Raw genomic sequence first — 13,771 nt, forward strand, 5'->3', positions numbered from 1 at the left:
TTGGACATATGATGGCAAGCTTGAAAAAAATCGGAATTATCGGCGCAGGACAGATGGGCGCCGGGATCGCACAGGTTGCAGCGGTCGCAGGTTATGATGTGCGCCTCTCCGATGTCGAACAAAGCAGATCAGACAAGGGCGTGAGCGGCGTCGAGAAACGTCTCGCTCGCCTCGTCGATAACGGAAAGATGGACGACAAGCTGCGCGATAAGGCGCTCGCGCGTATTGCGCCGGTCGAAGGGCTGAAAGCTCTTGGCGAATGCGATCTTGTCATTGAGGCCGCCACCGAGAACGAAAGCATCAAACATGCAATCTTCAAGGAGCTTTGCACGACGCTCAACCCCGACGCTCTGCTAGCCTCCAATACGTCCTCGATTTCCATCACCAGATTGGCGAGCCAGACCGACCGACCCGAAAAATTCGTCGGCATCCATTTCATGAATCCGGTTCCGGTCATGAAGCTGGTTGAGGTCATACGCGGCATCGCGACAGCCGATCAGACCTTTCAGGCTGCAAAGAAATTCGCCGAAGCGCTTGGAAAGACCGTCACGGTTGCCGAAGACTATCCGGCCTTCATCGTCAATCGCATTCTGCTGCCGATGATCAATGAGGCCATCTTTACCCTTTATGAAGGGGTCGGCACGGTCGAGGCCATCGACACCGGCATGAAACTCGGCGCGAACCATCCCATGGGACCGCTGGAACTGGCGGACTTTATCGGCCTCGATACCTGCCTGTCGATTATGCAGGTGCTGTATGACGGTCTCGCAGACAGCAAGTATCGCCCCTGCCCGCTATTGGTCAAATATGTCGAGGCGGGATGGCTGGGACGCAAAGCCGGGCGAGGCTTCTACGATTATTCCGGCGACAAGCCAGTCCCGACCCGCTGATCCGGGCTGAAACGTTGCGATGAAGCCATCCACTCTTCGGCGCGGCATGAATTTTTGGCCGCCCTATTTCTTTTCCGGCATCCGCGTCACTCATATCTCTGACGACTGGCGACGGGTCGATGTCGAATTGCGTCAGGGCCGCATGAACATGAATTATGTCGGCGTGCATTTTGGCGGATCGATCTTTTCGATGACCGATCCGTTCTACATGCTGATGTTGATGAACATCCTTCCCCGCGACTACACGGTCTGGGACAAGTCCGCCTCTATCGATTTCCTGAAGCCGGGCAAGGGCACGCTACGGACAAGCTTTCATATTACTGACGCGATGATCGAAGAGATAAAGGCCGCAACGCCGAACGAAGGCGATGTCGTGCGGCCGGTCTGGTCGATATTCGTCGAGGATGCGCAAGGCGATACGGTGGCGAAGATCGACAAGACGCTGCATATACGCCGCCGTGCGGACAATCGCAGCCGCATCGGTAATTGATTTTTGAACGGACGGAAAGCGGGCCAGATGACGGGACCCAATCTCTTGATTATTGGCGCCGGCGGTGTCGGTGACGTGGTGGCGAACAAGGCGGTTCAGTTCCGCGAACGGTTCGGCACGATCACATGGGCGGCACGCACCCCGAAAAAGCTTGCCGGCAAAGCGGCAGTGGTGAACGGCCGTTATGGTGCGACCGAAGCTGCGCCTTTTCTTTCGCATGAAGCGGTGGATGCGCGCGATACAGACGCCGTCGCAGCGCTGATCGAGAAAACTGGCGCGAAGATCGTTCTCAACGTCGCTTCGCCCTATTGCAACGTCGCGATTTCGGACGCCTGCCTCAAAACTGGGGCGAGCTATCTCGATACCGCTCTTGCCGAAGACGAATTCACCATCGACATCCCGCCGAACTGGTACGAACATAAGGAATGGCCGCGTCGTCCGGAGTTCAAGGCCAAGGGCGTGACGGCCCTGCTCGGCATGGGCTTCGACCCTGGCGTGGTCAACATCTTCTGTTCCTGGGCCCGCAAACACCATTTCGATGCGATCGATTCCATCGACATCATCGACGTTAATGCTGGCAATCACGGCAAATATTTCGCCACCAATTTCGATCCGGACGTCAATCTTCGCGAAGTGACCGAAGAGGTCATCACCTGGGAGGATGGCGAGTGGAAGTTCATTCCCCATCACAGCGTGTGGCAAGACGTTACCCTTCCGCTCGTCGGTGAGCAGCGCGTTTATTCCATGGGTCACGACGAGGTGCAGAGCCTCGCCGTCAACTTTCCCGACACGCCGCGCATCACCTTCTGGATGGGTTTCGGAGAGCACTACATGAAAGTGCTGGAGGTGCTCGACACACTCGGTCTCACCTCGTCTGTGCCGGTGGAAGTGGACGGGCAGATGGTCGCTCCGAACCGCGTGGTCAAAGCGCTGCTGCCCGATCCGGCGAGCCTTGCGGAAAACTATACCGGCAAGATCGTGATCGGCGTCGATATACGCGGAAAGAAAGATGGCCAGGACAAGCGCCTCTTCATCTGGTCGACGCTCGACCACAAGGAAAACTACGAAGAGGTCGGCGCGCAGTCGATCAGCTATTCGACGGGCGTACCGGTTATCACGGCGGCACTGCTGATGGCGGACGGCACTTGGGATCCGAAGACCATGGTCAATGTCGAGGAACTGGACCCCGATCCCTTCCTCGCGCTGATGCCGGAAGTGGGGTGTCCGTGGCAGGCGGACGAACTGCCTGCGGATGGCTCCTGGCCCTATGCCGACGGAGAGGGTTCGCCTAGTTCCGCTCCGCTCTCTCAGCAGACCGCAGCGACCGATCGCGGCGCGACTTAACAATGAACACAGCTCGTGGTTCGTCTGGCAAGGCGCATAAGCGCGTTTTGCCGCAAGGCAATTTCCATCGCTTCGACCCATCCTCCGTTCCCTCTCCCTGCCTGGTGATCGACCAGGAGCGATTGGAAGAAAATAGCCGTCGTCTCGCCCGTCTGCGGGACGAGGCGGGCTGTAAGGTGCTGCTGGCGCTGAAAGCGTTCGCCCTGCCGGCCTGTGCGCCCATCCTCGACCGTTATCTCGATGGCACGGCGGCGTCGGGCCTCTGGGAAGCGAAGCTTGGACGCGAAGCGTTCGGCGGCGAAGTGCACACCTATGCGCCGGGCCTCAAACCCGCCGAGCTGCCGGAAATGGTGGCCAGCACCGATGCGCTGATTTTCAATAGCCTTGGCCAGTATCATCGCTTCGCGCCACTGCTCGCGAATATCGACGGCTCGGAGCGACTGCATCTTGGCCTGCGCATCAATCCGCGCCATCAGGAAGTGGAGAACGCGCTCTACGATCCCGCCGGACCATGGAGCCGGCTCGGCATTGACGGCGCTACGCTCTCGCCCGACGATCTGGAACCCTTCTCCTTCCTGCACATCCACGCGCTCTGCGATCATGCCTTCGAGGCCTTCGCCCGCATGGTTGCCGCCATAGAAGCGCGTCTCGGCCATCTCTTCGAGGCCATCGAGGAGATCAATCTCGGCGGTGGCGTTCTTTGGACGGATGATGATTTTCCGCTCGACGAGGCGATTGCCTTTTTGACGGATTTTCGTGCGCGCACAGGCCTTCGCATCACGCTCGAGCCTGGCACGGCCGTCGCGCTCCACGCCGGCGCCATGGTCGGAGAGGTTCTGGATGTGATGACGGCGGATCAGGGCGTCGGCGCGCCGGTGATCGTGACGGATCTGTCTGCCACCTGTCACATGCCGGACGCGCTGGAAGCGCCCTTCACCCCCGATTGTCTAAACGCTGAGACGCTGCCCCGCACACTCCGGCCGAACGAGGTCAACGATCCGAATATCGCGCGGGTCGGCGGCCCGACCTGCCTCGCCGGCGATACGATCGGCACTTATCGCTTCAACCTGCTGCCGCAAATCGGCGAGCGCCTCGTCTTTACCGATCTCGGATATTATACGACCGTCAAGGGCACGACCTTCAACGGCACCCCGCTTCCGGCCATCGCTTTGTGGGATAGCAGAAAAGACGCCGTTGAGATCGTGGCGACCTTTGGTTGGAATGACTTCGCCACGCGCCTTGGGCCTTTTTAAACGGCGGCGCGCAGCATGTTTTTTTCATCGGGAACAGCCATCCGGTTCAGCCAGTCCTGAAAATCGGAAGGCGACAGCGCCCGGCTGAAAAGAAAGCCCTGACCGAGATCGCAACCGGCCCTTTGAAGCTCCAGATACTGGTCGTTCTGTTCGATGCCTTCCGCCGTCGTCGCCAGTTTGAGTGTCTGGCTGAGAGCGACGATAGCTTGCAGCACGCTCATGCTGCGCTCATCGGCCATGCACTGCATCACGAAGCTGCGATCAATCTTCACCCGGTCGATCTTCAGGCGAGCCAACTGCGAGAGGCTGGAATAGCCGGTGCCGAAATCGTCCAGTGCGATCCGCACGCCAAGAGCCTTGAGCTGGACAATCGTGTCCAGAGCCACCTCGGCGTTCTGAACAAAGGTGCTTTCGGTAAGCTCAAGTTCGAGACGGCTGGGCAGAAACCCCGTTTCACTAAGGATCGATGCAACCCGGTAGGGCAGCGCCACATCGTCCAACTGGCTGGCTGATAGGTTGAAGGAGAGAGTGACACGCTCGTCCCACTCTTTGGCATCCATGCAGGCGCGCCGCAAAAGGCTCTCGAAAAGTTCGTCGATGAGACCCAGCTTTTCGGCCAGCGGAATAAACGTGCTGGGCGGAACCTGCGTGCCATCCTCCCGAAACCAGCGAGCCAGCGCTTCGCAGCCGACAATCCGGCCATTCTCCAATTCGACCAACGGCTGGTAGTAGGGCTGAATGGTCTCATCGCGGATCGCATCGCGGAGTTGCTGCTCGGACGAAGCCGCTTCTTCAACATCCGTGAGAAACCAGGGATGAAAGACTTCGAAGCTGGACTCTTCGCGACGTTTGGCCTGATACATGGCAAGATCGGCCTTATGGACGAGCCTGCTTGCCTCGGTGCTGTGGTGTGGCATGGAGGCAAGACCGATGGCCGCACCGATCCTGTATTCTTCTCCATCGATCAGGATGGGCGCATCGAGCGCATCCAACATGTCTGTTGCGACGACGCCGGCCCCGGTCGGATCTTCGCCGGGCAGCAGCACGATGAACTCGTCCCCACCATAACGCGTGGCTATAATGTCCGGCCGCACCGAGCGAATGCGGTCCGCGATGGCGCACAGAATGCGGTCACCGATGGAGTGGCCACGTAGATCGTTGATTTTTTTAAAGCCGTTGAGATCGACCATCATGACCGAAAGGCGCCGGTCTTCCGGAACGTTGGCGAGATAATCTTCCAGATAACGGCGGTTGAAGAGCCCCGTCAGCGAATCCCGGTCCGCATTCCATCGCGCTTCCTGTTCCGCAGCTTCGCGCCGCGCCGTTTCCACCTTTAAATCGCTGTAACGGCGGGCAGCATAAATGAAGCCCATCGTCCCTGCAGAGAGCGCCGCCAGGATGATTTCGTCGAGTTCCCAACTTTCGTGATTTTCGACAAAGGCGACAAGTCTGTCGAACAGGTCGAGTTGATAACTCGCGACCCAGAACATGACGCCTGCTACGATCAGCCAGAGAGCATCCTTCAATGCTCTCTTCCTCAGGTTGGCCTGCATATGTGCCCCCAAAACCAACGATGGTCCGGTTGCGTCGTGTCCATCGCCGTCATGGGCAGACCGGTTCGCGGTTTCCAAAGGACGTCATGTCCATAAGTGCCGTATCGACGGCTAGTTGCCCACAATCCTGCCAGCCGATTGCTAAACGCAACTGAAAGAAGCTCGTCGAATTTTATCGACTATGCAATTTATACGGGAAGCGGTTGTAAAATCTACGTTTCTCAGACAGGCGCATTCGAGCGCGGTCCAATCGCGGCGAAGCGATTGGTCAGCCGGCGGTCGCCACCGCATCGATCATTCTGATGGCCTCTTCGCTCGACCATTCTGCCGGGCCATTGATCTGTGCGCGCAGACAGCCATCCTCATCGACGAGGACGGTCGCCGGCAATCCTAACGCCAGCCCGCGTTTCCTCATCTCCTCGAAGATCTCGTTGGAGCTGTCGTGGTAGAGCGCCAAAGAACTCACGCCGATCTCGTCTAAAAAGTCCCGTGGCTTGTCCAGCGATCCCTTGTCGATGTTGACCGCAACCACTTCGAAATCTTCGCCGCCACGAGCAGATTGCAGGCGATCCAGCGCGGGCATCTCCTCGCGGCACGGCACGCACCAGGTCGCCCACAGGTTGAGTAAAACAGCTCTGCCGGAGAAGCCGGCGAGCGTCATCCCTTCCTCTTCCGGGCCGTTGAACGAAAGGTCGGACAGGTCCTGTGTTTCGCTCGCCAGCACACCCGCGACTTCTCCAACGCGCGCATCATCGATCGCCTTTGCAAGGTCTGGCTTGTCGATACAGCGGGCCGCCGCCCGGTCGTCGTCTACTGGCGCTTCGCCGCCGCCATTGCCAGGCACCATACCCAGCACGTATAGCAGCGCCGTGAAGGCCAGCAGAATGAGAAAGCCGATAAAGACATAGCGCCCCATAGGGCGGGTCGGGCGGTCTTTTTCATCCATGAATCAGATACTCCTTGCAGGATACGGGCAGATATGACCGGCGAGAAAAACAGCAATCAGATGTGGGGCGGCCGTTTCGCCTCCGGCCCGGACGCGGTCATGGAAGCGATCAACGCCTCCATTGACTACGACCGGAACCTCTATCGTGAGGATATAGAGGGTTCGCTGGCCCATGCCGAGATGCTGGCCGCCCGGAATATTATTTCCGAAGAGGACCACGCTGCCATCGCCGAGGGTCTGAAGACCATCGAAAAAGAGATCGAGGACGGCACATTCGAATTCTCGCGCCGGCTCGAAGACATCCATATGAATATCGAGGCCCGGCTCGCCGCCTTGATCGGCCCGGCTGCCGGCCGGCTTCACACCGGCCGTTCGCGTAACGATCAGGTCGCGCTCGACTTCCGACTTTGGGTCAAGCGCGAGCTGACGCGTATCGACGGCGCATTGAAAACGCTGATCGAAGCGTTTCTGACGCGCGCCGAAGAGCATGCGGAGACCTATCTTCCCGGCTTTACGCATTTGCAGACCGCCCAGCCCGTGACGTTCGGCCATCACTGCATGGCCTATGTGGAGATGTTCGGCCGGGATCGGTCCCGTGTTACGGACTGCATCGCCAGGCTCGACGAAAGTCCGCTCGGCGCCGCGGCCCTCGCCGGGACGTCACTGCCTATCGACCGGCACATGACGGCGGAGAAACTTGGCTTCCGGGAGCCGACCCGCAACAGTCTCGACACGGTGTCGGACCGCGATTTCGCGCTGGAGTTCCTCTCGCTGTCGGCGATCTGCGGGATGCATCTATCGCGGCTCGCAGAAGAGATCGTGATCTGGTCGACACCGCAATTCGGCTTCATCCGACTGTCGGACGCCTTCTCCACCGGCTCTTCCATCATGCCGCAGAAGAAAAACCCGGATGCAGCCGAACTGATTCGCGCCAAGACCGGTCGGTTGAACGGCGCGCTGATCACGCTACTGACTGTGATGAAAGGCCTCCCGCTCGCGTATTCGAAGGATATGCAGGAAGACAAGGAGGCGGTCTTCGACGCCGCAGAGACGCTCGACCTGATGATCGCCGCGATGACCGGCATGGTGTCCGACATGGAAGTGCGGACCGACCGGATGGCAGCCGCGGCGGGAGCCGGGTTCGCAACCGCGACCGATCTGGCGGACTGGCTGGTGCGAGAAGTGAACCTGCCCTTCCGCCAGGCCCACCATATTACCGGCCGCGCCGTGGCGCTGGCCGAGGGACGCGGCATCGATCTGGCCGACCTTCCACTGGCCGATCTTCAGGCTATCGATGGTGCGATCACTGAGGATGTCTACAAGGTTCTGACAGTCGAAAGCTGCGCCAAGGCCCGCACTTCTTACGGCGGCACTGCGCCGGACAATGTCCGCCGGCAGATTACCCACTGGCGGCAGCGGCTCACCAATGAAAGTTAGGCAGAGGCTCCATCGGGACTTCAATGGAAAGCGGTTTCGGGCTAGAAGGTCCACGATCTGCAGGAATCCATAAATTATGCGTCTGCCATTACTGACCCTTATCGTTCTGATCGTCGGCGCATTGGCCGTCTCGGCCTGTGGACGCCGCGCCGCTCTCGAAAAACCGTCCTCATCGCCGGTGGAAAAACAGGAGCGCGTCGCTGGGCCATTGGGTGTTCCGCTCGGCCGCGAAGATAGTTCCGCTGCGCGCGCCGCCGCGACCGATCTGGAGGACGGCACGCTGGAAACGCAGCAGGGTGAGCGTTCGACCTCGACGGATGATGGCGATACCCGGACGGATCGCCGGTTCTTTCTCGACGGGCTTTTGGAATAATCCATGAACCATTTCGATTATGTCGACGGCGTACTGCACGCCGAAAATGTACCCGTGCCCGCTCTCGCCGCCGAAATTGGCACACCGCTCTATATTTACGCCGCCGCCACGCTGCGCCGCCATTTTCGTGTTTTCTCCGAAGCGTTCGCGCAGATCGACAATCTCGTCTGCTACGCGATGAAGGCCAATTCCAATCAGGCGGTGTTGACCCTTCTTGCCAAGGAAGGGGCCGGCGTTGATGTCGTTTCCGAAGGTGAACTCCGCCGAGCGCTCGCCGCTGGCATTCCTCCGGGAAAAATCGTGTTCTCCGGCGTCGGCAAGACGGCGCGGGAAATCGATTACGCCCTTTCGGTCGGCATTTACTGCTTCAATGTCGAAAGCGAACCGGAACTGGAAATGCTGTCCGCCCGCGCCGAAGCGCTGGGTAAGACCGCACCCATTTCATTGCGCATCAACCCGGACGTGGACGCAAAAACCCACGCCAAGATTTCGACCGGCAAAGCCGAGAACAAATTCGGCATTCCGTATGCGCGTGCACGCGAGGTGTATCGCCGGGCAGCAGGCCTTCCCGGCCTTCGCATCACCGGCATCGATATGCATATTGGCAGCCAGATCGTCGAACTGGCGCCCTTCGATGATGCTGCGACGGTTCTGAGCGATCTCGTCCGCGATCTGCGGGAGGATGGACACGACATCGAACATGTCGATTTCGGCGGCGGCCTCGGTATTCCCTATCTCGACGACAACAACCCGCCGCCCCTTCCTTCCGATTACGCTGCGGTTGTCGCCAGGCACGCGACCGATCTCGGTGTGAAAGCCGTTTTCGAACCGGGCCGGCTGATTGCCGGAAACGCTGGCATCCTCATCACCGAGGTGATCTATTTGAAAGAAGGCGACGCCAAGAACTTCGTCATCGTCGACGCAGCCATGAACGATCTGCTGCGGCCCACTCTGTACGAGGCCCATCACACGATCCGTCCGGTCGAGATCAAGGCGTCAACCACACCATGGATCACGGCGGATGTGGTCGGCCCAGTCTGCGAAACCGGCGATTATCTGGCCAAAGACCGTGAAATGAGCCGTGTTGGCGCCGGCGATCTCTTGGCGATCTCGTCGGCAGGCGCTTACGGCGCGGTGCAGGCCAGCACTTACAATTCCCGGCTGCTGGTTCCCGAAGTGCTGGTCGATGGCGACCGCTGGCACGTTGTCCGGCCTCGCCAGGACTATAAAGCTCTGATCGCCCTGGACTCGGTGCCCCACTGGCTGTAGCCGCGCCCGGCTGGCGATATTACAAATTCGTCATGGCCTCGCAAAACCCGCATTTGCTGCTAGTCTCCCTATATAGCGCGTGGCGGATCACGCAGCGGGAACAAAGGAGTGGCTTTGGCAGGCGAGCCGCAATCGCATTCCCCTCATGATGTCTCGGCAATCGGGCTTCCCGTCCGGTTGCGCCGGACGCGCTTCGGCATGGCTGCGACAATGGCGGTGGAGCGGTTTTGGCCGCTAATCATGCCCTTGCTGCTGATCGCCGGGCTTTTTCTGATCTTCGCCTGGTCCGGCCTTTTTCGCATGATGGGCGATACGGTGCGAATCTCCATCCTTCTCTGCTTCGCCGCCGCGACGGTCTGGTCCCTGATCCGTCTTCGTTATTTCCGATTGCCGCTGACCGAAGAGGTCGATCTTCGGCTCGAACGGCACAACCAACTCCATCACCAGCCCATCGGCACACAAACCGACAGGCTTGATGAACACTCCGAAAGCGATCCTTTCGCCCTTGCCCTGTGGCGAGAACACCAGAAACGGATGGCCGAGCGTATCGGAGCGCTTGGCACGGGATTGCCGGAGAGCGATATCGCGCGCCGTGATCCCTATGCGCTTCGCACAATGGTGCCGTTGTTTCTTGTCGTAGCGTTCGCTTTTTCATTCTCGGAGGCTGGCGGCAGGATCGCCGACGCCTTTTCCGCCAGAGCGGAACAATCCGCAGCAATACCGACCCGCATCGATGCCTGGGTAACGCCGCCCGATTATACCGGGCGTGCGCCGGTTTTTTTGACGGCCGAGCAGAACCGTAACGAAACCCTTTTTACTGTGCCGCGCTTCTCCACCGTTACCGTTCGGGTAACCGGAGGCGAAACCGATATTCGATGGACCCCGATCGGCGGTGCTGCCGAACCGCTCCCGCCAAGCGATGAGGGAACGAAAGCCGGCACCGCACAATATGATTATGTGCTGGAAGGCGACGGCACCCTCGCGATTGGCGGAGGCCAGTCTGGCTCATTTGCGTTTTCCGTGACCCCGGACCGTCCCCCGGAAGTCCGCTTCACCGAAGCGCCGGCGGAGGAAGCAACCGGCGCACTGGCTCTGAAGTACCGGCTGACGGATGATTACGGCGTTGCCTCGGCGCAAGCCATCATCGAAACGCTCGATCCGCCGGACCCCGAATCACGTCCTCTTTACGAACCGCCGATCATCGATCTTCGTATTCCACCGCGCCGAGGCGATGGCTCGGGCGAGACGGTCAAGGAACTGATCGAAAGCCCGTTTGCCGGAATGCCGGTCGGCGTCCATATTCTCGCGGAGGATGCAGCCGGCCAGTCGTCCATGAGCCGGACAGCTGAGATATTCCTGCCCAAGCGGCGCTTTACAAATCCACTCGCACTCGCACTGCTCGAACAGCGTCAATTGCTGGCGATGGACGCCGACGACAAGCCCTACGTTCAGCGCCTCCTTCGCTCCACTATGATGCGACCGGAAGAGACAATACCGCGCCTGGCCGACTATCTGGCTCTCTCGACGGTCGTTTCACGTCTGGATCAGGCCCAGACCTACGATCAATTGCGCGCAGTGGTCGATTATATGTGGGACGTTGCGATCGGCATTGAGGACGGCAATCTGAGCGCAGCCGAAAAGCGCCTGCGCGATGCACAGCAAGCGCTCCGCGAGGCGATCGAGCGGGGCGCTTCGCCGGACGAAATCGATTCTTTAATGCAGGAATTGCGCACGGCTATGGCCGAATACATGCGCGAACTTGCCGAGAATGCCGCGCGCGACCCGAACCGGGCCAATCAGCCGCCTCCCGATCCAGACCAGATGATGACCGGCGAGGATCTGCAGGACATGCTGGACCGGCTGGAAGAGCTGGCCAAGAACGGCGACAAGGAAGCGGCCCAGCAACTGCTCTCCATGATGGAGCAGATGATGCAGAATATGCAGGCCATGCAGGGCCAATCGGGCCAGCAGAGCGCGCAGGGCCAGATGCGCCAGCAAATGGATCGGCTTGGCGACATTATGCGCCAACAGCAGAAGTTGCTGGACGAGACCTTCCGTCGAGAACAGGGCGAGCCGCAGCCGGGTGGCCAGCCACAGCAGAACCAGCAGGGTCAGGCACAGCCCGGACAAGGCCAGCCAGGTGAAAGCCAACCCGGTCAGGGCCAGCAGCCTGGAGAGGGTTCCGGGCAGCAGCCGGGACAGGGACAAAACGGACTGGTGGGCCAGACCCTTCAGGACTTGCAGGAGCGCCAGCGGCAATTGCAACAAGATCTCGGTCGTCTCACCGACGATCTGCGCGGGTCGGGTATAGAGCCGGGCGAAGGATTCGGCGACGCCGGCGAGGCTATGGGTCGCGCCGGTGACGATCTCGGCGACGAAGATGGCCAGGGTGCGGTAGGCAATCAGGGCGATGCGCTGGAAGCGATGCGCAGGGGCGCGCAGGATATGATGAACCAGATGCAGGCCATGCAGGAAAGCCAGCCCGGCGACCAGGGCGGCGCCGGCGAAAATGGCCGGGCGCGCGGGACCGACGATCGCGACCCCCTTGGCCGTCCCCGTGCGACACGCGGCCCGGATTTCGGCGACACAACCAAGGTGCCCGAAGAAATCGAAGCCGAACGCGCCCGGCGCATTCTGGAAGAAATTCGCCGCCGTCTAGGGGATCGGCTCTCTCCGGAACTGGAACGGCAATATTTGGAACGGCTGCTGGAAGCGCGGTAGATTTCCGGCCCTCTTCCCCGTCTCAAATCGGGTCAGGCAGCCTTTCGCTCGGTCAGCGCCTGACTGACGAAGCTGCGTAAATCAGCCAGTTCGAATGGCTTCGATAGCACGTCGATAACGACATTCTTGACTTCACTCGCCTGTTCGCGCTGCTCGGCATATCCCGTCATCAGCAGGATCGGCAGGTGCGGAAACCGTTCGGCAACAGCCATCGCCATGGCGATCCCGTCCATCGCGGGCATCCGGATATCGGAAAGGACAAGGTCGAACTGGCCCTGCCGCTCTTCGATGATTTCGAGACCGAGATCGCCATCTTCAGCCGTTTCGACGATATGTCCGTCACGGGTAAGCGCCCGCGCTGTGAAGTGGCGCACGGCGTCATCATCTTCAACGATGAGAATACGAGCCATCATTCATACCTTTCAGCTTCGAAACACATGCCACCCGCCCGAAACGAGAAAGGCGGTAGCCGACAGCGCGACCAGAAGAATCGCAAAACCGATCTTATTTTCACCACCCCCATCGGCAATTGATGAGCGAGATTTAGCTGTGGGTGAAATAATCTCGAACTCCGCTTCCTCGATCTGCGTTTCGGTTGCATGTTCGCTGCGCAAAAGCTGGGTGTTCATTATTTGTCCAATTCCCGAATGCGCATGATGAACGGGTCCTGACCACGATTGAGCTAAGCGCATTATGCTTAACAAAACCTTAATTTCACCGAATGTTGACGACTTTCTTAAAGCTCCTTTAACCATGTTGGCGCACACGGATTCGATGGAGGCGCGTCATGATGGCGCGGCGGCGAAGCAGGCGGCGGGTTTGCCTTGATCAGTTTCGAGAATGTGGGTCTGAGATACGGCATGGGACCGGAGATCCTCCGTGATGTCAGCTTTGACATTCCGGAGCGCTCGTTCCAGTTCCTGACGGGCCCGTCGGGCGCCGGCAAGACCACACTTCTTCGTCTGCTTTTTATGTCGCTTCGGCCGACGCGGGGCCTGATCACCATCTTTGGCAGGGATCGCGCGCAAGTTACGCGCCACGATCTGCCGGAAATCCGCCGACGGATCGGGATCGTGTTTCAGGATTTTCGTCTCCTGGAGCATATGACGACATGGGAAAACGTCGCATTGCCCCTTCGGGTGCGAGGACGCGAGGAATCGAGTTATGCGGGCGACGTCACCGAACTGTTGAAATGGGTGGGCCTTGGAGACCGCATGCACGTCATGCCGCAGGTCCTGTCCGGCGGTGAAAAGCAGCGTGTCGCCATTGCCCGCGCACTGATCGAGCAGCCCGACATTCTGTTGGCGGACGAGCCGACCGGCAATGTCGATCCGCCCATGGCGCACCGGCTGCTGAGACTCTTCATCGAGTTGAACAGGTCCGGCACGGCAGTCCTGATCGCCACCCATGATCTCGGCCTGATGGACCAGGTCGAAGCGCGGCGCATGGTGCTGGAAAACGGTCATCTGGTGACGCATGACTGAGGACGCGCCAA

At 59.7% G+C, this 13,771-nt stretch carries 13 protein-coding genes; 9 read left to right on the forward strand and 4 right to left on the reverse strand.

Annotated elements, in window-relative coordinates; all coding sequences use genetic code 11:
• Positions 1–11: 11 nt before the first annotated feature.
• The 4 genes from NIM86_RS11150 to NIM86_RS11165 are packed head-to-tail and all read left to right on the forward strand — an operon-like array spanning position 12 to position 3,977.
• Entirely contained in the window at positions 12–890 is an 879-nt protein-coding gene (locus tag NIM86_RS11150; protein ID WP_253382124.1) for a 3-hydroxybutyryl-CoA dehydrogenase, read from the forward strand.
• A 19-nt stretch (positions 891–909) separates the two neighbouring features.
• Complete coding sequence (locus tag NIM86_RS11155) at positions 910–1,380, forward strand: DUF4442 domain-containing protein (RefSeq protein WP_253382126.1); 471 nt, start codon at positions 910–912, stop codon at positions 1,378–1,380.
• Positions 1,381–1,407: 27 nt separating this feature from the next.
• Positions 1,408–2,724 carry a saccharopine dehydrogenase family protein gene (locus NIM86_RS11160; RefSeq protein WP_253382128.1) on the forward strand — a complete coding sequence of 439 codons (1,317 nt, stop codon included), beginning with the start codon at positions 1,408–1,410 and terminating at the stop codon, positions 2,722–2,724.
• A 2-nt stretch (positions 2,725–2,726) separates the two neighbouring features.
• Positions 2,727–3,977, forward strand: coding sequence for a carboxynorspermidine decarboxylase (locus tag NIM86_RS11165; protein WP_253382130.1), 1,251 nt, complete (start codon positions 2,727–2,729; stop codon positions 3,975–3,977).
• Here NIM86_RS11165 and NIM86_RS11170 read toward each other — a convergent pair.
• Both NIM86_RS11170 and NIM86_RS11175 read right to left on the reverse strand, forming a co-directional pair.
• Positions 3,974–5,503, reverse strand: coding sequence for a bifunctional diguanylate cyclase/phosphodiesterase (locus tag NIM86_RS11170; RefSeq protein ID WP_253382132.1), 1,530 nt, complete (start codon positions 5,501–5,503; stop codon positions 3,974–3,976). The two genes, NIM86_RS11165 and NIM86_RS11170, sit on opposite strands and share 4 nt — an antisense overlap.
• A 295-nt stretch (positions 5,504–5,798) precedes the next feature.
• Positions 5,799–6,476: a TlpA disulfide reductase family protein gene (locus NIM86_RS11175; protein WP_253382134.1), complete on the reverse strand. Its 678-nt coding sequence runs from the start codon at positions 6,474–6,476 to the stop codon at positions 5,799–5,801.
• 33 nt (positions 6,477–6,509) lie between these two features.
• Between NIM86_RS11175 and argH the strand changes: the two genes are divergently transcribed.
• The 4 genes from argH to NIM86_RS11195 all read left to right on the forward strand — a co-directional run bounded on the left by argH (position 6,510) and on the right by NIM86_RS11195 (position 12,276).
• Positions 6,510–7,913 carry an argininosuccinate lyase gene (gene argH, locus NIM86_RS11180; RefSeq protein WP_253382136.1) on the forward strand — a complete coding sequence of 468 codons (1,404 nt, stop codon included), beginning with the start codon at positions 6,510–6,512 and terminating at the stop codon, positions 7,911–7,913.
• Between the two features lie 76 nt (positions 7,914–7,989).
• Positions 7,990–8,286 (forward strand): hypothetical protein, encoded by a 297-nt coding sequence (locus NIM86_RS11185; RefSeq protein ID WP_253382138.1) that lies wholly within the window; start codon positions 7,990–7,992, stop codon positions 8,284–8,286.
• A 3-nt stretch (positions 8,287–8,289) separates the two neighbouring features.
• Positions 8,290–9,555: a diaminopimelate decarboxylase gene (gene lysA / locus NIM86_RS11190; protein ID WP_253382140.1), complete on the forward strand. Its 1,266-nt coding sequence runs from the start codon at positions 8,290–8,292 to the stop codon at positions 9,553–9,555.
• 108 nt (positions 9,556–9,663) lie between these two features.
• Positions 9,664–12,276 carry a TIGR02302 family protein gene (locus tag NIM86_RS11195; RefSeq protein ID WP_253382142.1) on the forward strand — a complete coding sequence of 871 codons (2,613 nt, stop codon included), beginning with the start codon at positions 9,664–9,666 and terminating at the stop codon, positions 12,274–12,276.
• Positions 12,277–12,308: 32 nt separating this feature from the next.
• Here the strand turns inward: NIM86_RS11195 and NIM86_RS11200 are convergent, their stop codons facing one another.
• Together NIM86_RS11200 and NIM86_RS11205 are read right to left on the reverse strand one after the other, a co-directional pair.
• Positions 12,309–12,686 carry a response regulator gene (locus NIM86_RS11200; RefSeq protein ID WP_253382621.1) on the reverse strand — a complete coding sequence of 126 codons (378 nt, stop codon included), beginning with the start codon at positions 12,684–12,686 and terminating at the stop codon, positions 12,309–12,311.
• A gap of 12 nt (positions 12,687–12,698) precedes the next feature.
• Positions 12,699–12,905: a hypothetical protein gene (locus NIM86_RS11205; protein WP_253382144.1), complete on the reverse strand. Its 207-nt coding sequence runs from the start codon at positions 12,903–12,905 to the stop codon at positions 12,699–12,701.
• A gap of 195 nt (positions 12,906–13,100) precedes the next feature.
• On the opposite strand from NIM86_RS11205, the gene ftsE reads away from it, so the two are divergent.
• Positions 13,101–13,760, forward strand: coding sequence for a cell division ATP-binding protein FtsE (ftsE, locus tag NIM86_RS11210; RefSeq protein WP_253382145.1), 660 nt, complete (start codon positions 13,101–13,103; stop codon positions 13,758–13,760).
• Positions 13,761–13,771 lie beyond the last annotated feature (11 nt).

Origin of the sequence: Notoacmeibacter sp. MSK16QG-6 (assembly GCF_024158145.1) — a bacterium.
Classification (GTDB): Bacteria; Pseudomonadota; Alphaproteobacteria; order Rhizobiales; family Rhizobiaceae; genus Notoacmeibacter.